Source organism: Candidatus Borrarchaeum sp. (genome assembly GCF_019058535.1).
In the GTDB taxonomy this organism is placed as follows: Archaea; Asgardarchaeota; Sifarchaeia; order Borrarchaeales; family Borrarchaeaceae; genus Borrarchaeum; species Borrarchaeum weybense.
Map to the genome: position 1 here is coordinate 1 of NZ_JAHPYX010000154.1, position 18,812 is coordinate 18,812.

Genomic DNA, 18,812 nt, shown 5'->3' on the forward strand with positions numbered 1-18,812 from the left:
ACTATCATAATAGTTTGCTTTTTAGCTAATAGGTTATAACTCTAATGGTGCCTAGACAATTCCACTAGCGCCTTTCAGTCCTATCTGTTGGAAGAAGGATTCCTGTCGAATCAGTTAAAACACTCCAAATAGTGTCAATAGGCCAAAAACAATGAAGATTATACCTGAAACAATGTGCAACATTTTCGGAGATATTATCCGTGAAAAAGATTCGCCTACAAGCACTCCAATTCCACTTACTAAGGCTAAGCCTGAAAGTACACCAAGAAGTACCACAAATGGTAGTTGATAATTTGCGACAAGAAGAATTGTAATAATTTGCGTTTTATCTCCGAGTTCAGCTAAAGCAACAAAACTAAATGCAGTCAAAAAAAGAGAAGAATGTTGATCTACCATAAGACTTTCATCATTTATCTTTTCATCGCTTGTGTTTTTGGATTTGACAAGGAGTATCACGCCAAATACAATGAAAATGATTCCTGTCGAGAATCGAATAAATAAATAGGGAACAAATTGAACAATAATCTGCCCGATAAGTACACCTACTCCATTAATTAGAATAAATCCAGTCATCGCTGCTACAAACACAATGACAGGCTTTCTGGATTTTGCAGTCAGTATGATTATAGCTAACTGTGTCTTATCTCCTAACTCTGATATTGTTAATAGAAGAAATGTTGCAAGAAAGACATCAATAGACACAGAAATCAATCCGTTAACTTTTAAATTAAACTTGAGACTTTAATTCGCAATTCTTTAAAATTGTATCGAAAAGCATCCAAGAAGATATGTTCTGTACTGAGTTATTTGATATTAAAAAAGAATGATTTTAAATTTGTTAAATAAAAAGCATTCAAAGAAAAGTATAGGAGGAGAAGAGTAGTTCTAGCGCTGCCACTTAGGCACTCGAAGCATTGTATCACAGAATCCGCATTTAATATATCCTTCTTCGTCTACTTTATCCATATCAAGCATCCCTCCACATTCTGGACATGCTTTATCTACTACGTCGATTTCCTGAGTTATTTCTATGTTCTTCTTTACGTCTTGCATGACCTCAAAGATGAAACCAGTAAGAATAGCCTCTTCATTTGAATATACTGCGACTGTTAACAACCCCTGACCCGCATAACCTGATGCTGTGATTTCTGTTGCAAAATCGAATTCACCGTATTTAGTCCTTCCAATATAGGCGCTGTAGGCAATGTAATGATCTCCGTGTTCTCCAACAAACCTTTCATCCCGATCGATGGGTATAAGCCCTCTGACTCGTTGTTCTGCCATTGCAAACGCCACGTTTGGATCACCATCAAATTTGAAACTTGCTTTATTACTTTTTAGCTTCCCTTTCTTTAGGGACATCAAAATCCATTCTTGGTCGGCATCCTCTCCCGTAAGCATAGGACATACGGATTTTAGTTCTAGGGGTTTCATGTCCTGTGTATATAATTTTCCTGTAGGATCGCGGAACATGATTATCCCGGTCAAAATGTCGTCAACGCAGCGAATGGGCTGAAGCTGAAAATTCGCTGACTGAGAACCACCAGGCTTAATTACTCCCAGATCTATTATACCTGTTTTCGGATTGATTTTTTCAAGGGCTTGAGGAGTTTCTAACTTTACACTGACATCTGTGATGCTCTGGGGTGAATTGTTTTCAACTTTGATACCAACTTTCAAATATTGTCCTGCGGTTTCATATCCCCGTTTCGAAGATACCAAACCTGGAACAAACGATGCGTCAGAAAATGCTAATGTTGCTTCAGGACTGCCTGCTGGGTTTGTTACAATGGGCGTTAAAGGTATCGTTTGGAGTTTCTTTCGTTGTCTAAATACCACAACGCCTAATACTGCAATAATGGATAATCCTATGACTATACCAAAAAATGCCTCTATTGGCATATCTGGAATTGGAGATTTAATGCCAATATCCCTTTCTGCATAAACATCATAGGTCCATGTGTTTGCTTCGAGGTTATTTACAATATATTGTCCGTTATACTTAAATGAATAATAGAATGCTAGCCAAATATCTACTCTACCTTCATAATCACTAGGTAACTCATCGAGGTTTAATTTAGTGTCATATCTTTCGCCATTATTTGACAACGTGTGGGAGATATCATCTCCGCCACTGAAAGTATGATCCATATCTACTGTACTAACTTCCCACTGATACCCTTCGATCAACAATTCTGAACCTGGTTCGATCCCACGTATTTGAAGTTCTCCGCGACATGATGCTTGATCTCGCTCACGGATCGGTTCTTGGACTCTTAAGATCACAACAAATTCACAGCGCCACATACCATTCTGCTGATCGTAGACTTGGTAATGTCTCTCCTCGTATCTTTCTTGGCTATCTTGTGCAACAGTAGCGTTAGGGAATACTGTCATTGCTAGTAAAAGGAATGCAAGACAGGCGATAACAACAACTCTGCCTTTTTTCACTGTTTTTTCCCTCTTAAAATTTTTAAGCTCCATAATTATCTAAGTTAATTTTTCACCGATCCTTAATATTTTTTTTGAGAACTTTCTTCGTATATTTAGAACTTTCGCAATTCTTTACCAGTAAAAATCAGATTAATACAAAGAAAACGAGATCCACAGAATAATCTCTTTTCAACCAAAAAAGCTCTACGATCTTGTTTTAAAAAAAATAGGATGTTCTTGTGTAATTGTGATAGTACAGTATACTATTTGCTTCTCGGACTGTCCTTCATTTTTTATCTACTTTTATGCAGTAAAACCCCTTCCTTTAGGTGGTGATCAATTCAAGCATTGGCTTCAATGAGGCTCTAAAAATGTGTGTAGATTATAGAAAACTATGTTTCCTTCAGAGAATGTTCTTTCCACTCTTCGATAAGTTTTTTGGTTTTTTTCCGAAGACGGGTTTTTTCTGAGAAGTAGTCATCTGGGAGAAGCACAAGAGGAACAAACTTACAGGTTTCTCGAAGTTCAATATTTCTCTCTCTTTTTCTTAGAAGAAGAAGTGCGTAGCGTTTTGCCTTTTCAATAAATTCAGCGTCAAATATATATGATTTTATGAGAATTTCAAACTCTTTACAATCTTTGTGTTCTTTTCGAACTGTAACAATAGTCGTGTCCCCACGTGTGATAACGAATTCTGAGTTACCTAGGACTTCTTTTTCTAATGTGACATTTTCGAGTGATAATATATTTCCTTTCTTTATCGCAAAAAGCGGTTGTTCTATACCTTTACTTCCAATCGACTTTGTTAATACCTTGACATAGCATTCCTTGGGGGGCTTCAGACAGGGGCCTGCCTCATATCTCATCTTAATTTGAAGTGCAATTTCTTTTCCCGTCTCTGTGAGAACATATCGCATTACTGGAGAGTTAATTCTCTTACAGTCCTTTCTTACAATAAGTCCTCCTTTTAAAAAGCGCCGAACCATTTTTAAAAGTATCTTTGATCCAATATTAAGCTTTCCAGCGTACCAGAAAAGCAATTTACCACCTTGAGAAAGCGCTGACGTACCAATATCCCATCGTTCATACATGGGAAAAATGCCTTCGTTTTCATGGAGAAGAACAAGAAAATGATCTTCTAGATCCGATAAAGCACTGTTCAGAATTATTACCTCACGGAACAAGCCCCCTCACTTGTTAGGGGGTGATTGACATAATCAGCCTAATCATATGGACAGACATTTTATGCCTCTGTTCATACATACCTTCAAAAATGGGTTTACACAACTGCACATCGACCCTTCAACGCCTTCCATCGGTACCCGTATGACGTTGCACAACTGTCCCCATTTCTTATTCCAGTTGATCAATGTTGCAACAAACTTTTCTGAGAGAATATCAAAAGATAGGGGCCCTTCTGTAATCTTAAGGGAAGTAAGTTTTTCTGCTAGATTTACTACTGCTTTTCTTGCGTCAGCATCATCGCTACACACTATAACGTCACAAGTCAATTCTTCGTCAATTTCAGACAGACATTCTGCTCCAAGAGGTTTGAAGGCTGAAACAACTCTCACATGGTTTCCTAATATCTGACTTGCTTGTTGAGCACAGGAACCAGCTTCAGTTTGCATAAAAACTGGCTCACCATCATCTGTTAATTCTATCGGAAGTGTTGTATCTACTAAAATGGTATTCTCGTTCAGATATTCTTTTATTTCTTCAAGCATAGGAATTTGTTCTTGAAATGGAACAGTTAGAACAACAATATTTGCGTTTTTTGCGGCGGTGTCCAATTTCATAGCAGTGACACGATCTTCTGGTGCGCCTGTAATATTTCGAATTTCTTCTGCGATTTCAATAGCAAATTTCTCATCCTTAGATCCAATAATGAGGTTGACATCATTATGTTTCGCCCATCGTAAGGCAAAACCTATCGCGCGTTTATCCTTTGCATCTATTATGGCAACCTTCATTGGACTTTCCCTCGATTCCGTATAAAGTATCTACAGGATATTTATTTTTAACTATTGGACTACTTTAACTTGCTTGATAGTTTTTTGTTCAGTTCAATGAGTTTTTTCCTGATCTCTGCGCGTCTATTTACAAGCTTCTCGATCTCAGTTTCCTGCTCGGATAATTTATTAACATAATTCTTGCGTAATTTGACTTCTTCTTCACTAGTTCCAAGTGCTTTGATATTCTCTCTAAGACGTTGTTGTTCAGTATTTGCAGCATCAACCATAGTTTCCAAATGTTCTTCTTCTTGTTCTAGGTCTTTGATTTCCTTTTTAATTTTTATAATTTCTAATAACTGAGCATACTGATGTTCTTGGATGAGTTTATCGGCCAATAATCGATCTAAATCTTCTTTTGTAAGGTGCGCTTTATATGTTGAAGTATATCTAACTCGCTCCAATTCAAGTTTCGCTGTAAATGTTTCTTTTGGTTCAAGCGTAAATTGATAACGTAAATAATTGTTTGTCTTTTCTATTGGAAGTTCTTTCCCGATAGGCTTAAAATCTGATTTTGGTTCATCGATAATTAAAATTAGTTTTTCCTTTTTCTTGTTTTTCACGTCATATGTTATAATCTGTTTTTCAAGTAATCGTTCTGCTATGTATTCCTTGCTGATGTCTACTCCAACACCACGTGATTCATAGCGTGTCTCTCGATTTATAAGAACTTCTTGTTCCAATGCATAATTTAGCAGGCTTTCATCACCAACACGAAGATGACTCATCATACATTCTCCGGAATATGCATTGTCAATAAAAACTGTCGCAGGACCAGCTTCTATAACGATGTTTGAGGGAGAGTCGTTTACAATTTTTAGACACGACAATGGGTTTTTATCAGTCTTGCCAGGAACATAGTAAGCTATCTTGCTTGAAGGAACCTTTGCTTGGAACAAAGGAACCAAGGCACTTTGATTTCTGAGAATCTTCACAGGAGAATCTATTTTGAACACGAAGAAATCTCCAACTTCCTCTGTAGTAGCGGCTGTTTGAACTGACTTATCGAATTCTTCAGCTAAATCTGCTGCAAAAGCCATACCTGAAGTAGGGGCGGGAGCAGGTGGTGCGTATTCTTTTTCAGCTTTTGTTTTTTTGGCTCGCATTCCTCTTCTTCTATCAGAAGTCATATCTTCCAATGTACCTTCTGCAATAACGGGTTCAATTCCATATTGAGATGGACGTTCGATACGTGGTCTCATTATACGCCACGGTGAATAAAGATCGTACACGAATGAAATAGGTAATCCCGTCACCAGGGTCAACATAACATTATCCCAGTCATTTGTAGTAGTATTGTCTACAATCGCCCATCCTTGAATGGCTGCCTCATCTTCAGAATGAATAAGTCTATAAGCGATCTTCCAAGAAGGTATGGAACCAATGAAACCAATGAAAACGTCCTTTTGTTCTTCACTCGTAAAATTGATGCTTATCGCTTTTATATTCTCCCGCTTAGTATTGGAGATGGTTTCTAACGCAATATCCAAGTCCTTCTGCAATTTTTCATTTCTTATAGAGATTCCTTGAATATCTAAAGATCGAATTACATTAATTTTACCAGAATGATCTTTTATTAAAGCCACAAAAACTTCTCGTTTTTCTGTTTCCTCGCTTTCAGTTCCAACAATTTTTCCTAGAATAGTACTTTCTTTAAGGGCAATTTCTACTTCTTCTCCAACCAGTTCGCGAAGTAGTCCTTTGAAGGATTCAGTCGTAGGGACAGTAATACTTAGCGATCTCAAAATTTCATTAATCTCGACTTTTGAATCAAACGCAACATTCCTAACTTTATCGCCCTTAACAAGCACGATCAGGGATTTGAGAAGGTCATCTAATGCTTCTTGCTTAAAAAACAGCTTCAGTTCTTTACTATCATGCATTCCAGTTGCAGCGAAGAATCCCACGCCGCAACGATAGAGTACAACTTCTGAGATTTTAACATCTGACACTAAAACGCCTCCAGATCTACTATATGCTATAAAATAATAATGAAGATATCATTATAATAAAAAATGCTCTCGTTACTTATTAAACTTCTTCAAAAGAAACAAAGATAAAAAAAGACTTGCTAGACTCGACTTTTGATGCCAAATTGATAAACTTCAATATTATTTTCCTTACAGGCGACAATTCTACTCTCAGAAATTTCAATGCAGACAATTGCCTTACGTATCTTTTCATGCGGTATACCAAATTTCTTGGCATATGGGATGGAGAATCGACTCACTTGCCCTATAGCAGCATCAGTTCCCTTAATCTCAATTTCAACCAACATGTGATTTTCCTTTGAATCAATAAAAACCATATCGATTACTCCACCCTCAACTTCAACTTCTCGAGATTCGTATTTTAACCCTTTTTCAATCATAGAAGGGAAGTTTGCTAAAATTCTATCAATATCCTCCTCAGATAAAGCCAGTTGTTCAAATCCTTCTATTTGGTCAGATTCAAGAAGTTTTTCTAGATAAAAACTTATCTCAAACTTCTGTCCTTTTCCGCCCTTTTCATTAGGAAAGATATGCCACGGTCGTTCTTGATCCATTACAAGAAGTATCGGTATCTGATTTACATTCAATTTTTTACTTCTTGAGATTGGTAACATACCCCCTCCACTACTACTTACACGCACTTGTGCTCTTTGGCTCGCTTTTCTTATCTGATCTAAGATTGTTTCAATTTCGGTTTCGCTAAGCATATTTGAGGTGATTATTTGATAATCGATTTGATGTTTTTCCTTAACTTTTTCTAATAGATCCTTAATATCCCTTAGATTTTCATAGTTTTCTTTGATGTAAAGAACATGTTTTCTCATATCTACTCACTTTATTTTACGACTTCGCATTGTGTTTTTGGATGATTAAATAAAAGGAATCACTAAATAAAAGGAATCACTTTCTCTGAATTAGAAAGTTTGATAATTGAGGGAAATTTTCAAATTCTTGATACTGTAAACATGTATTATTATTCTACACCAAAATTGTTTATGGTAACTATTTCGCAAGAAGACCCCTCAACTTGTTAGGGGGGATGAATTGCGTTTTCACTTTCACCATAGTGTCCCCAATCTTTAAATAGGTTTTTGCGTCTAGTACATCTAATAAAATGAATAACAGAGGGAAAACAGGGATAGGTGTGATGAAACGGACTTACAGATATCGCCTGTACCCGACCACACAACAGGCGACTACTTTAACTCAATGGCTCACTACCTGTCGACTGTTGTACAACAACGGTCTTGCCGAGCGGAAAAACGCATGGGAAACTTATAAAAAATCAGTTACCTATGGTGAGCAAGCTAATCAACTGAAAGGCGCTAAAAAGACCAACCAGTTTTTACAAGCAGTTCATTCTCAGGTACTCCAAGACACACTGAGAAGACTGGATAAGACTTTTAACAACTTTTTTAGACGCATCAAGAAGGGTGAGAAAGCAGGTTACCCGCGATTTAAGGGGAAATACCGATATGACTCTTTTACCTACCCGCAAAGTGGGTTCACCCTCGATTACCGCAAGAAGAAACTCCGCCTCTCGAAGATTGGAGCTATCACCATTAAACTACACCGTCCTATCCCCTCTGAAGGCGTGATCAAGACCTGTACCATCAAACGCGATGTCGACCACTGGTATGCTTGTTTTTCAGTAGAACTTCCCAATCATGAGTCCCAGAGAAAGCTACAGAAAGCGATAGGGGTAGATGTTGGGCTGAAGAGTTTACTGACGTTAAATAATGGGGAGACCATAGCTAACCCCCGCTGGTTGAGAACGTCAGAGAAGAAAGTAGCCAAAGAGCAGCGAAGGAAAGACAGGAAGGTTAAGGGCTCAAATAACCGCTACAAGCAGAACAAAAAGGTAGCACAGGTACATAGGAAGATACACTATCAACGAAAGGACTTTCATCACAAGCTCAGTCGGAAATTGGTCGATAACTATGACCTAATTGTGTATGAGAACTTAAAGATCACCAACATGGTCAAAAACCATCATGTAGCTAAGTCGATTAGTGACGCAGGATGGGGACAACTAATGTGTTTTACGGAGTACAAAGCGGAGGAAGCTGGTACTCTCGTAGAATATGTGAGTGCCTATAATACCACACAACTGTGTAGCCAGTGCGGGAAGCTGGTGCCGAAAACACTGGCAACACGAATCCACAGCTGTCCTTACTGTGGACTGGTGTTAGCTAGAGACCATAATTCTGCCATCACGGTGTTACACCGATCAACCCGCTATATAGAATCACTGTCATCATCAGGGCAGGAACTGCCCGTAGAGCCTGGTTGACATGTCCCGTTGGGGAATGGAGGATACAGGAAGCCACCCTACTTGTAGGGTGGTAGTTCACGGTTGCAAAGAAGCTGTGATCCCAATACTTGTGACCTGATGGAACAAAACTTCTGATATTACTCTCAATCCATTTATTAAGGTAAGCACATAATGAGTTCCAATAATGATCCTGTGGATTTCAGGGGAGAAAAAATTACTCAAGTAGAAGTAGATATTATTACAAGATTAGAAGAGAAATTAGGGTTTATAATACCTATTGTTAATAAAGTAGAACCGAGTTCAATTGGATTCGTAGTTGAAAATACTAATATTATTGAATTGGGTTTGGGTAAGAAAAAAATCGAAGAATTTCCTGAAGAAATTAATGAATTGAATGAATTGAAATCATTAGAGCTAATGGATAATAAAATAACTCAAATTCCAGACAGTATACAGAAATTACAAAAATTGGTGAACCTGAATCTTCATGGGAATAAATTAAAAACCTTACCTGATACAATTGGTAAGCTGACCAATTTAACATATTTAAGTCTTGGATCAAATTTAATTAATCATCTACCAGAGGGAATAGCTGGTTTAATACACCTTGAAACATTGATTTTGACAAGTAATAAGCTCAAGAGATTACCTGATTCAATATGTGATCTTCCTTCGCTTCAGTTTCTTTATCTTCATAACAATCAAATAATAGAATTACCAGATAATTTTGGAAAATTATCTGCAATGATACAATTGTATTTAAGCAAAAATAAATTGAAAACCATACCTGATAGTATTAATTGGATGATTCAATTAAAACGATTATATTTGCAAGAGAATCAGTTATTATCTCTACCTAATATTAGCAACTTGAAGAATTTAGAAGCTCTGTGGCTTGAAAACAACAATTTAGAAGTTCTACCTGATGGTTTATGTAACCTTAACAAATTAGTCAGACTACGACTTGCATTTAATGAGCTAGAAAACTTACCTGAGTGTTTTGGAGATTTACAGTCTTTATCTGAACTAATTTTACGTGGAAATAATTTGACAACATTACCAGATTCTATTGTTAATATTAGAACTATTAAAATGTTGTATTTGGATAACAATCCGCTATTTGAGTTTTCCTCAAGCATTTCAAGATGGTTATCTGGTATTAAAATGCTTGGAGGAGTTGTTTGTCATTAAAGTTTTATAATTCATTTATATCGAGTCTTTTGCTCTTCCCCATAACCGAGTGACCTTAAAATCAGGGCCAGGGAAAATGGAAGGATGCACTGAGTGTTTTAAATCTGAATGTGAAAATTATCGAATTATATTTACGCGACAGAAAAAGTAAAGGCTGGATCAAGGGATCGTCATAGCACTTTACTTTAAAAAATTAATGTGGAGAAAAGCAATGAATAAAGGTACAAAAACAGGATGGGATCTCAGTTTTTGTGGATTAAATTGTGCAGCATGCGAAATTTATCTCGCGTCACATGGTGATGATGAACTACATGATAGACTAGTTGAATTCTTTAAAAAAAATTTTGATTCAAGCATTACTTCTGTATCTTGTGAAAGGTGTAGAGGTGTGACAGATAAGTGTTGGACTTCTGATTGCCACTTCCGAACCTGTGCTACTGAACAAGGATTTTAGCTCTTTGGCTTGCCATTCTTATCTGATCCAAGATACCCTCAATATCAGTTTTACTAAGCATATCAGAAGTAACTATTTGATAATCAACTTGATGTCTCTCTTTAACTTTTTCTAATAGATCTTCAATAAGTCTTAAATCTTCATAGTTTTCGGAAATGTAAAGCACGTGTTTTCTCATATCTACTCACACAATTTTCAGAGAATTCACATTGAGTTTTAGCTGATTCAGTGAATAATGAGCTGCTAAAGGTTCTTAATCATATCGACAAATATATCCCGCAATTCTTCGAATCTACCAATTGGCAGCCTTTGTAATGCTCTTAATAGTAGATGTGACTGATCTTCAAGAATGAATGAAGCTGTTTGAACATATTTATTCTCAAGAACAGTCAATCTAAGATCTTCATCAATCATTTCGAATAAAATCTCATCGTAAAACTTTTTGGCTTCTTTCTTGCCATTTATTTTATCTTTAAGAAGTGTTGCTAGCAAAAAATCAAAACCAAAACGCTGCATATCCTCAGGATCTACTTGCTCAACATTAATTAAGCCGAACATTAAGTTTGTTGCTTGCTCAAATAATTGCGACGTGGTTTTTAATAATTCGCCCCGTTCTGAGGTGCTCAAAAGTGTAGCTTTTAAGAGATTTTCAGCCGCCATGTGAATAAGCCTTGCTTTTACGTTTACAGCTACAGCATCAAAATCTTTGAAGTCGGTCATAAGATCCCTTAAACTATCGATCTCCGAAAGTAATATTTCAGCCAACTGTTTATATCCTTCAGAGGCTTTTTCAAATTGATTTCTTCTCACGAAATCGGAGAGTTTGCTTTCTATTTCGAGAACTGATTTCTCCATTTTATGGTGAAGTTCAACTGCCTTCAAAATTAATTGTTCTTCTTTATCGAGTTCTGACAAAGTAGAAGTATAATATGAATATGCAGCCTTAAGAAGGCATGCCACAGAGACATCGCGATATTCTTCAAGATTTGACATTGCATAGTGTTGAAATGCCTTCTCATAGTAATATGCACTCTGTTCAATATCGTTCATGTCATACGCCGCATTTGCACAGAACATAAGAACTTCGCCAGAGATTTCTGGTACATTCGCGTCATTTAAATCATTTGCCAGTTCATTTGCTTTCTCTAGGATGTAGTAAAGATATTTTGTTCCTTTTTCGAGAAGGACTGACATGGAAATAAACGCTTCTCTTGAAAAATAATACTTTCCGGTTTCAATGAACGCCTTTGCTGCTTGGAAGTAGTTTTCCGCGGCATTTTCAAAGTCATCGTCTTTCAAATAGGTATTTGCACGTTCCATCAGTTCTTCTGCAGTTAAACTTGAACCCAAAACATCACACACTCAAAGAAATCATTTTCTGATCAAAGGTGAACCCAGTAGTCTTATAGAATAAAAAAACTACATATGATTTAACCATTTTGGTCGAAGTTTTTTAGTCTGTGGGTCTTTAAGGCGTTGTTCCAATAATTTAAGCATTCCAGGAAGATCTTCTGGCAGTTTACCTTCAAAATTTTCATAGTTGCTAATATGATCATTAAACACTTCACTGGTTACGTGCGATTCTATCCTTTTCAGGATGTTGTAGAGCTCAAGAATAGTCTCAAAAGGAGTAAGTCTTTGGAATTTACCAGATTTCAATTCATCATATAGAGGAGCACATGGGAACAAATTCAGCGTCCTGAATCGAAATATTGGAGGATTTATCTCATTTAAAACATCAGCAGTCTCCTTTGCGTGAATCTCGGTATGTTCTTTGCCTCCGAGTCCTAAAATCACGTACAACGAAAGCCGAAATCCCGCTTCAATTGCCTTCTTAGCGGCCTTTATCATCATTCTTGCTGTAGTTCCTTTATTCATAAGTTTTAAGACTAGGTTACTCCCTGATTCCAAGCCCACGTACAATGTAACTAATCCTGCTTCTCTTAATTTCTTTAATTCCGCGGGTGTTTTCTTAAGCAGATCGTGGTTCTTGGCATAACAAGAAATGTGTTCGACTGGAAATCTTTGCTTTATTCGATCGATTACTTCAATTAGTAAGTCGGTTGGTGCCGACAAGGCGTTTCCACCAGCAAGAAATACTCTTCCATTCCAACCGTAATTTTGTGCCCATAGTTCAATGTCATTGAAAATTTCCTCTTTGGATCGAACTCGATAGTCTTGCACTCCTTTGTAAACACTGCAGAATCTGCAGTTATTCCAAGTGCAACCCTCCGTTACTCCAATGAGAACCGAGTGTGCTTCAACTGGAGGACGTATTATAACACCTTTTACTGCCATGACGCCTACCTTTTGGACTTTTCAGTTTTTCATATTCTCAGGATCTTAAAAAAGATTATCTATCTCGAAGCAAACACATTGACATTTTCTCCTGTTTTTCAAACATAATTTTGTCGGCTAATTTTGGCTAATTATTGTTTTTCTTCGGATAGCTCTTTTAGCTTTCATTTGTACGATGGTCTCTCTAGAATTATAAACAATAGTACTAATTAAAACGAAAAGCACAAAATAAGAAAGGAAGTGATAGTTTTCACCGAGCTTATTGCATATGATGAGCGTTGCCTCATTTATCCAATCAAAATAACTAGTATTTTTCACCCTGAAGAAGATCCAGAGATAGTTATAATCGAAGTTGATTCACTGGAAGAACTAAGGTTGATTGCTGAGGGTTTTCAAAAACCACTTCTATATGATGAAAACCATTTTCTTGTTATTTTTGATAAAGATATTCACTATAGAACTAAAAAACCTTCTCTATAGCGAGCTGTGATCTTAAATTCAAACAACAGCTGTTTGAATTTCTTATAGAATTGCCCTAAAAGGCACTTTTTGTTTTTTCTGATTTTTCTACTACTTTTCCTATGAAATAAGCTAAATTTACAGCGGCCAGTCGGAGTTGAATTATTAGGTTCGATGAAAATGCCACTTCAAATAAACTAATAAGGTGACTACACAACTACTAGCATAAAGTTGGAATCGATGGGATTTCTGTGCCTGAAAAAGTCTTCTATTCACCCGAATTGACAAATCGTAATTATTGTCACAACTGCAAGATCTGTATAAATGTCTGCCCAGTCAAAGCCCTTAAAAAGACGGTTTTAGACATTGAAGTGGATCGTAAAATTTGTGCAGAATACGTTTTATCGATCGATGAGTGTATTAGATGTGCTGCTGCATGTCCACAGGGTATTATTAAATTAGTTCCCTTTGTTATTGCAGATGATGGACAAATAAAACGGGTTGAATCTGCCTAGTTTGTCTTCTCTCTCTCCAAAAATAGGTTTTTTCTCGGCAGTATCTATAAATAGTGATTTAAACAGATATCATTTTAAAATAAGAAATTGGTGTACAAAGTTAGAATTATTCGTTTGCTACTCGCATAAGGCATTCGATGGAAAATATTAATCGACAACATTCTCTACCCTCTATTCGAATAATTCTAAATCTTAAATAAAGAGTAAAGGCGATTTAATGCCTAGAACAAAAAAAGACACTAAGAATGAGAAGAATATTAAACCATACGTAACTAAAACGATTCCCTTTAGCCGTGTTGATGTACGTATTATTGAACATTTAGTTAATCAAGGTGTATTTACCAGCTTCAGTGACTGTGTCCGAACTGCCGTTAGAGATTTTTTATATGCGCGGGTGGAAACGAATATCAAGGACGAACTTGTAGGTTTGCAAGGGGACATGATTTTTGACAGAGAGGCTATTAAAATGATGCTATCTGACCATCTTACAAGAATGGATAAGCGTAGAACAAGAAAAGAGTAATGTGCTTATTTTAAAAACTCTTGGTGTTGTAGGTTATTCTAAATATTTTTTTGAGTGTTAGATATTGAAGGAGTTAATCTTAAAGAGCGAAAACTGTCTAATAACATAACCTTTAAAAGTATACTCTTTAGACTTTACATGCAAGTCTAAAGTCAGAGTTTAATTCTCTGAAAAGTAAAAAACAGATGAGTGAAAAAAATGGGTAAAAAGAGAAAGTCAGGCGGAAGATCAAAAGGTAAAAAAGGGGCGTCCACTAGGGTTCAATGTAGTTTCTGTGGTAAACTTGTTCCTAGAGATAAAGCTAAGAAAGTAACAAAATATGTCACGCTGGTCGATCCGCGTATTTCGAAGGAATTAAGGCAACAAGGGGCTTTTATACCTCGAAGACGGGTCACAAAAACTGCTTGCGTATCATGTGCTGTGCATAAAGGAATGGTTAAAGTCAGGGCTAAAAATGAACGAAAAGATTAAAAAAACTAATTAACAGGCAAAAAAGTGCAAAAAATACTCCTCCTATCACAGGTGATGATTTTATATGCCAAAAGACAAACCTGAGTTTTTTGTCCGAGTTGAGCCGGAACTTTGCAAAGGCTGTGGCCTCTGTGTTGCATTTTGTGGAAGAGACGCCCTTAAGATGTATAATGATTTAAAAAGTGGTAAACGCGTACCACAAGTTGTTAATATGGAACGCTGTAATGGATGCAGGCTCTGTGAATGGTATTGTCCTGATTTTGCCATATACATTGTTGAAAAGGTAGCAGCAAAAGCAATCTAATTTACTCTGCTTAGCTATTTCTACTTGACTTCAAGTTATAATTAAACCTGTATTCTATTCTATTATTTTTGAAAAATTTCAAAATTTGCAAAACAGAAATACAAAAAAAGATGTATTTTTTAATTAAATTAAGTAAACCATAACAAGACCTGAATTACGGATGATATTATGGACTGCAGATATCTTCAGAGGGAAGAAGATAGAATATTTTGTCAGTTAAAGAACTCTCAAATTACAAAAAAATATGTAAGGCGCGTTTGTATACATCAAGAAGACTCAGCAACTTGCATTAAAGCAGTGGAAGCATTTCAAGAGGCCGATCGTTTAGCAGAAAACAATAATATTTCCTGTTTGACTTTATATCGTGAAGCGTCTGCCCTTTTTGCAAGTCCTCAGCTTAAGGATTTTTTAAAAGCTATTCTTAGTCGAATAAAATTGATTATGTTTCAAAAAAAGCATGAGTACTATGATCAAGCTCTTCAGGAAGCCAAAGAAGTAAAAGAGTTATACAACAATGCTTTGAAATCTACGCCTTCCTTAAGAAGTTCAGATATTGGTGAAAAAATCGCATCCTTAGAACAATCGCTCCAAGTCTCATATAATCAATCAAAAGAAAGTGGGGGTTTAGTACGACCAAGTGCAGTACTTCAAACAATTTCAGAAATGCAAGTTGAAGCAGCAGTTGGTCATGCAAAGCATTATTCCATAGAAGAAGCTCTTACGAAAGAAATTGAAACTGTGATTGAACAAGAGGTTACAGGAAAAGTCACTCCCGAACCACCCTCTGAACCTACAGAGACAAGCCCTGCAACTGAAGTGAGTGTTACTACAACAGAAGTAGGTGAAACAACAGAAGAAGTTCCTACGGTAGAAATGCCTACAGTAGAAAATGAAATTACAATCGACACACTTACTACAGAAGCGGGTGGTATTATTGAATCAGTTGAGACAATAGAAGAGGCTGATTCCAGTATGGGTTTCTTGCCTCATTATAGAGAAAAGGCAGAAAATTATGAAAAACTTGCAAAAAAACAAATTTCAGAAGGCAAAATAGCTGCAGCTGCAAAATATACTGCATTATCTTCAATTTCATGGATACTTGCAGGAAATCCTCAGGAAGGACTCATAACATTAAATAAGCTTCTTAAAGAGAGCAAGGGGAAAAGACAAGCTGTAAAAAAAGAATCGATCTTTATCATAGCACGTTCCCTTATTCTTGCTAGTTTTAATAAAGATATGGGGAAATTCTATGAAGCAGAATTACTAATAAGACAGTTGAAAAACGACTATTCAGATGAGGAAATGGAACTAATTGGCCAAGGTCTAAAAACAGTTCAAGAATTAATTGAATGAAATATAATCAAATTCTGCTTTGCAAATTTGTTTTTTACTTAATTGAATCAATTAAAGGTGTTTTCTTGATTTGGTATAATGTCTCGTTTAATGAAAATACAGTTTTTTTAGATGTTAATCCGCCTGATGGCGAAGAATGGAAAGCTCAATTTCAATGGAACGATATAATTCGCGTATGTTTCCAAGTAGGGGATCTTTGGGAGTCGGATGACATCTATATTTTCACTAACAAGCGGCCAGAAAGTTATGTTATTCCAACCGAAGCTAACGGAAGTCCTGAATGTTGGGGCGAGATAATTCGCAGGGATTTATTTGACGCGGAGTTGGCAATTAAGATTGCCTCTGCCACCGAGGGACTTTATTGCTGGCCAGAAGATTGATAAAAGATTTACATGGCCACGAGAATACTTTATCTAACCTCTGCAAGAAGACTCCATCCGTCAGGGTGGGGTAATTGACTTAATATGTCTAACGTCTTTTCCTTTATATACAGCTTGTTTAAATACAATCATTCGCATAGGAGATTGTGTCTGGACTTCTTCAAAATAATGTGCTGCAAGCCCGACCATTCTACCGAAAATAAAAATAACTTTGGCTAATAGCGGAGATAATTTCATATCAGCAGTAATTGCTCCTATTACTCCATCCACATTAATAGGTAAACTCATGCCTTTAACTCTATGAAAGATTTTAGGAAGCATTTTAGATAACTCTACACATTCCTTTGCTTCCTTAGCGTCTTCTGATAATTTCCAGAGAATGTCTCGACGAGGATCTTTGGTGTGTATTCTATGACCTAATCCTTGAATACGTTTACCAGAACGTCTGATTTTATCTACCACTTCAAATGCGGATTCTTCTAATGTAAAGTTCTTTTCTTTTGAATTTTTAATTATGTCCAAAAAGAATTCTGCCGCTTTAGCACCTGCACCTCCATGAACATCCGTTATTGCCTGAACTCCGCCTGCTAAAGCAACTTCAAATGAGGTTCTAGAAGAAGCTAACAAAAGAGTTGTTTGAGCAGAAGGAGGCGTAACTCCATGATCAACACATGCAGAAATCATAGCCTCTAGCAATCTAACTTTCCTAGGGTCGGGATTTTCTTCACCAACAAACGCACGATAAATTGCATTTGAAAATGGTGAATTTTCTGGAAGATTGTCTAGAAATCTATGATTTCCAAATACTAATGCGAAATATTTTGTTACGCGACCTAAAGTATAGATTAGTTTGTTAATGGGTTGTAATTTTCGAATTTCCTCCATCAGCAGTCTGTCATCTAACAAGAGATACGTTCCAATAGTTTTAGAGATATCTTGAGAGCTTGGTTCTATGGTTAGATTGATTACGGGAAAGTCATCTCTGATTGCTCGTAAAGCTAACTTTTCAAGTTCTGTAAGCTCAGTTGACTTAGGGAATTCTCCTTGAATAACAAGGAATGCAATTTCAAGCAGATTTTTCTTTTCTATTAACTCCTGGAGAGGATACCCCCTTATAAGCAAATTATTTGGAACAACTTTCGTAATAAGAGTGCCCCATGTTGGTTCAGGTGGTTTAGCGCCCCATATTTGTTGCATTCGTTTATAATAATCCTCGACTCGAAAATAACGTCTATTATTTAGAAGTCGTTTAACTTCTTGAATTAAATCCCTTTGAGAATTAACTACTACTACTCCTGCTCTTTCTAAACTTGTTTTTTTGGATTCATAGGTGCCATAACTTTGTCCTGGAGCGACAACAGCACCCGCATGACCCATTGTTTTACCTGCAGGGGCATTAGCACCTGATATTAGAGCTACTAAAGGTTTTATGTAGTTTTCAGGATTTTGCTGAATATCTTGGGCTAAAGATTCTTCTTGCATTCCTCCAATTTCGCCCGCGATTACTACTAAATCTGTGTTTTTATAATTCATAATTAATTGAACAAGATCAATAAAACGAGAACCAATAGCACCATCGCCACCAATTCCCAAGACTGCGTTTTGAGCTATGCCAGCGCTGGATAATGCATCAGATAGATGATAAAGAATCGCACCGCTTCTTGAAATTACTGTCACGCCTTTTGGTCCAGCTTGACCAAGTTTAACTTCTTCAGGATGAAAAATATCTGGTAACATGCCCACTTTTATTCCTTCAGGAGGAAATATGATACCTGGAGTATTGCCTCCGAACAAAATAGTATTATGTTTTCGAACCGCTACTAGTATGTCCCTTACATCCCGTAATGGAATCCCTTCGGTGATTAACACGACAATTGGGATTCCTGCTTCTATGGCTTCAATTGTAGCATCTTTTGCAGTGGAGTAATGACGCCAGATGCTAGCTACTGCAATGTTCGGATGAGATTTTAACGCTTCCTTAGCCGTTTCATACACAGGAATAGTCTCATGAACTCTTGTGCCGCCTTTCCCAGGAGCGACACCACAAGTAATTGTTGTACCGTAATCATGCATTAACTTAGCATGGCGAGTTCCCTGTCGTCCAAGTCCCACGATCACAGTTTCTATTGTTTTAGTTTGGGAAATATGTTCTG

The 18,812-nt window shown here is 36.7% G+C and carries 20 protein-coding genes; 10 read left to right on the forward strand and 10 right to left on the reverse strand.

Features of this window, described 5'->3' with window-relative positions; translation table 11 throughout:
• Positions 1 to 114: 114 nt before the first annotated feature.
• The 6 genes from QVB70_RS09120 to QVB70_RS09145 form a co-directional block, all read right to left on the reverse strand.
• Positions 115 to 702, reverse strand: coding sequence for a TMEM165/GDT1 family protein (locus QVB70_RS09120; protein ID WP_287585422.1), 588 nt, complete (start codon positions 700 to 702; stop codon positions 115 to 117).
• A 183-nt stretch (positions 703 to 885) separates the two neighbouring features.
• On the reverse strand, positions 886 to 2,451 hold the full coding sequence (locus tag QVB70_RS09125; RefSeq protein WP_287585423.1) for a hypothetical protein: 1,566 nt from the start codon (positions 2,449 to 2,451) through the stop codon (positions 886 to 888).
• Positions 2,452 to 2,825: 374 nt separating this feature from the next.
• Complete coding sequence (locus QVB70_RS09130) at positions 2,826 to 3,617, reverse strand: hypothetical protein (protein ID WP_287585424.1); 792 nt, start codon at positions 3,615 to 3,617, stop codon at positions 2,826 to 2,828.
• Positions 3,618 to 3,659: 42 nt separating this feature from the next.
• Positions 3,660 to 4,406, reverse strand: coding sequence for an NADPH-dependent F420 reductase (gene npdG / locus QVB70_RS09135; RefSeq protein ID WP_287585425.1), 747 nt, complete (start codon positions 4,404 to 4,406; stop codon positions 3,660 to 3,662).
• Positions 4,407 to 4,465: 59 nt separating this feature from the next.
• Positions 4,466 to 6,397, reverse strand: a complete 1,932-nt coding sequence (locus QVB70_RS09140) for a hypothetical protein (RefSeq protein ID WP_287585426.1) — start codon at positions 6,395 to 6,397, stop codon at positions 4,466 to 4,468.
• A gap of 119 nt (positions 6,398 to 6,516) precedes the next feature.
• The gene (locus QVB70_RS09145) at positions 6,517 to 7,260 is read right to left on the reverse strand and encodes an endonuclease NucS domain-containing protein (RefSeq protein ID WP_287585427.1); all 744 of its coding nucleotides are present in this window, start codon (positions 7,258 to 7,260) and stop codon (positions 6,517 to 6,519) included.
• A 323-nt stretch (positions 7,261 to 7,583) separates the two neighbouring features.
• Between QVB70_RS09145 and QVB70_RS09150 the strand changes: the two genes are divergently transcribed.
• The 3 genes from QVB70_RS09150 to QVB70_RS09160 all read left to right on the forward strand — a co-directional run bounded on the left by QVB70_RS09150 (position 7,584) and on the right by QVB70_RS09160 (position 10,356).
• Entirely contained in the window at positions 7,584 to 8,729 is a 1,146-nt protein-coding gene (locus QVB70_RS09150; protein ID WP_287585428.1) for an RNA-guided endonuclease TnpB family protein, read from the forward strand.
• A 153-nt stretch (positions 8,730 to 8,882) separates the two neighbouring features.
• Positions 8,883 to 9,902 (forward strand): leucine-rich repeat domain-containing protein, encoded by a 1,020-nt coding sequence (locus QVB70_RS09155; protein WP_287585429.1) that lies wholly within the window; start codon positions 8,883 to 8,885, stop codon positions 9,900 to 9,902.
• Positions 9,903 to 10,113: 211 nt separating this feature from the next.
• Entirely contained in the window at positions 10,114 to 10,356 is a 243-nt protein-coding gene (locus QVB70_RS09160) for a DUF3795 domain-containing protein (RefSeq protein WP_287585430.1), read from the forward strand.
• Here QVB70_RS09160 and QVB70_RS09165 read toward each other — a convergent pair.
• The 3 genes from QVB70_RS09165 to QVB70_RS09175 form a co-directional block, all read right to left on the reverse strand.
• On the reverse strand, positions 10,337 to 10,534 hold the full coding sequence (locus QVB70_RS09165; RefSeq protein WP_287585431.1) for a hypothetical protein: 198 nt from the start codon (positions 10,532 to 10,534) through the stop codon (positions 10,337 to 10,339). The two genes, QVB70_RS09160 and QVB70_RS09165, sit on opposite strands and share 20 nt — an antisense overlap.
• Positions 10,535 to 10,599: 65 nt before the next feature.
• Positions 10,600 to 11,706 (reverse strand): hypothetical protein, encoded by a 1,107-nt coding sequence (locus tag QVB70_RS09170; protein WP_287585432.1) that lies wholly within the window; start codon positions 11,704 to 11,706, stop codon positions 10,600 to 10,602.
• 69 nt (positions 11,707 to 11,775) lie between these two features.
• A complete protein-coding gene (locus QVB70_RS09175; protein WP_287585433.1) occupies positions 11,776 to 12,654 on the reverse strand; it encodes a radical SAM protein in 879 nt (292 codons plus the stop codon).
• A gap of 240 nt (positions 12,655 to 12,894) precedes the next feature.
• Between QVB70_RS09175 and QVB70_RS09180 the strand changes: the two genes are divergently transcribed.
• The 7 genes from QVB70_RS09180 to QVB70_RS09210 all read left to right on the forward strand — a co-directional run bounded on the left by QVB70_RS09180 (position 12,895) and on the right by QVB70_RS09210 (position 16,659).
• Positions 12,895 to 13,134: a hypothetical protein gene (locus QVB70_RS09180; protein WP_287585434.1), complete on the forward strand. Its 240-nt coding sequence runs from the start codon at positions 12,895 to 12,897 to the stop codon at positions 13,132 to 13,134.
• 230 nt (positions 13,135 to 13,364) lie between these two features.
• Positions 13,365 to 13,628 carry a 4Fe-4S binding protein gene (locus QVB70_RS09185; RefSeq protein WP_287585435.1) on the forward strand — a complete coding sequence of 88 codons (264 nt, stop codon included), beginning with the start codon at positions 13,365 to 13,367 and terminating at the stop codon, positions 13,626 to 13,628.
• A 217-nt stretch (positions 13,629 to 13,845) separates the two neighbouring features.
• Positions 13,846 to 14,151: a hypothetical protein gene (locus QVB70_RS09190; protein ID WP_287585436.1), complete on the forward strand. Its 306-nt coding sequence runs from the start codon at positions 13,846 to 13,848 to the stop codon at positions 14,149 to 14,151.
• 198 nt (positions 14,152 to 14,349) lie between these two features.
• Complete coding sequence (locus tag QVB70_RS09195; protein ID WP_287585437.1) at positions 14,350 to 14,622, forward strand: 30S ribosomal protein S26e; 273 nt, start codon at positions 14,350 to 14,352, stop codon at positions 14,620 to 14,622.
• Positions 14,623 to 14,686: 64 nt separating this feature from the next.
• Positions 14,687 to 14,926, forward strand: coding sequence for a 4Fe-4S binding protein (locus tag QVB70_RS09200; RefSeq protein WP_287585438.1), 240 nt, complete (start codon positions 14,687 to 14,689; stop codon positions 14,924 to 14,926).
• Positions 14,927 to 15,094: 168 nt separating this feature from the next.
• Positions 15,095 to 16,279 (forward strand): hypothetical protein, encoded by a 1,185-nt coding sequence (locus QVB70_RS09205; RefSeq protein WP_287585439.1) that lies wholly within the window; start codon positions 15,095 to 15,097, stop codon positions 16,277 to 16,279.
• Positions 16,280 to 16,344: 65 nt separating this feature from the next.
• Positions 16,345 to 16,659, forward strand: coding sequence for a hypothetical protein (locus QVB70_RS09210; RefSeq protein ID WP_287585440.1), 315 nt, complete (start codon positions 16,345 to 16,347; stop codon positions 16,657 to 16,659).
• A 60-nt stretch (positions 16,660 to 16,719) separates the two neighbouring features.
• Here QVB70_RS09210 and QVB70_RS09215 read toward each other — a convergent pair.
• Positions 16,720 to 18,812 (reverse strand): citrate/2-methylcitrate synthase (locus QVB70_RS09215; protein ID WP_287585441.1); only part of this gene is annotated, 2,093 nt, incomplete at its 5' end.

Excerpts from the sequence above, each read along its gene's own strand:
- npdG (WP_287585425.1), bottom strand. The coding sequence starts at position 4,406 with ATGAAGGTTGCCATAATAGATGCAAAGGATAAACGCGCGATAGGTTTT.
- QVB70_RS09145 (WP_287585427.1), bottom strand. The coding sequence starts at position 7,260 with ATGAGAAAACATGTTCTTTACATCAAAGAAAACTATGAAAATCTAAGG.
- QVB70_RS09150 (WP_287585428.1), top strand. The coding sequence starts at position 7,584 with ATGAAACGGACTTACAGATATCGCCTGTACCCGACCACACAACAGGCG.
- QVB70_RS09155 (WP_287585429.1), top strand. The coding sequence starts at position 8,883 with ATGAGTTCCAATAATGATCCTGTGGATTTCAGGGGAGAAAAAATTACT.
- QVB70_RS09160 (WP_287585430.1), top strand. The coding sequence starts at position 10,114 with ATGAATAAAGGTACAAAAACAGGATGGGATCTCAGTTTTTGTGGATTA.
- QVB70_RS09165 (WP_287585431.1), bottom strand. The coding sequence starts at position 10,534 with ATGAGAAAACACGTGCTTTACATTTCCGAAAACTATGAAGATTTAAGA.
- QVB70_RS09175 (WP_287585433.1), bottom strand. The coding sequence starts at position 12,654 with ATGGCAGTAAAAGGTGTTATAATACGTCCTCCAGTTGAAGCACACTCG.
- QVB70_RS09190 (WP_287585436.1), top strand. The coding sequence starts at position 13,846 with ATGCCTAGAACAAAAAAAGACACTAAGAATGAGAAGAATATTAAACCA.
- QVB70_RS09195 (WP_287585437.1), top strand. The coding sequence starts at position 14,350 with ATGGGTAAAAAGAGAAAGTCAGGCGGAAGATCAAAAGGTAAAAAAGGG.
- QVB70_RS09200 (WP_287585438.1), top strand. The coding sequence starts at position 14,687 with ATGCCAAAAGACAAACCTGAGTTTTTTGTCCGAGTTGAGCCGGAACTT.
- QVB70_RS09205 (WP_287585439.1), top strand. The coding sequence starts at position 15,095 with ATGGACTGCAGATATCTTCAGAGGGAAGAAGATAGAATATTTTGTCAG.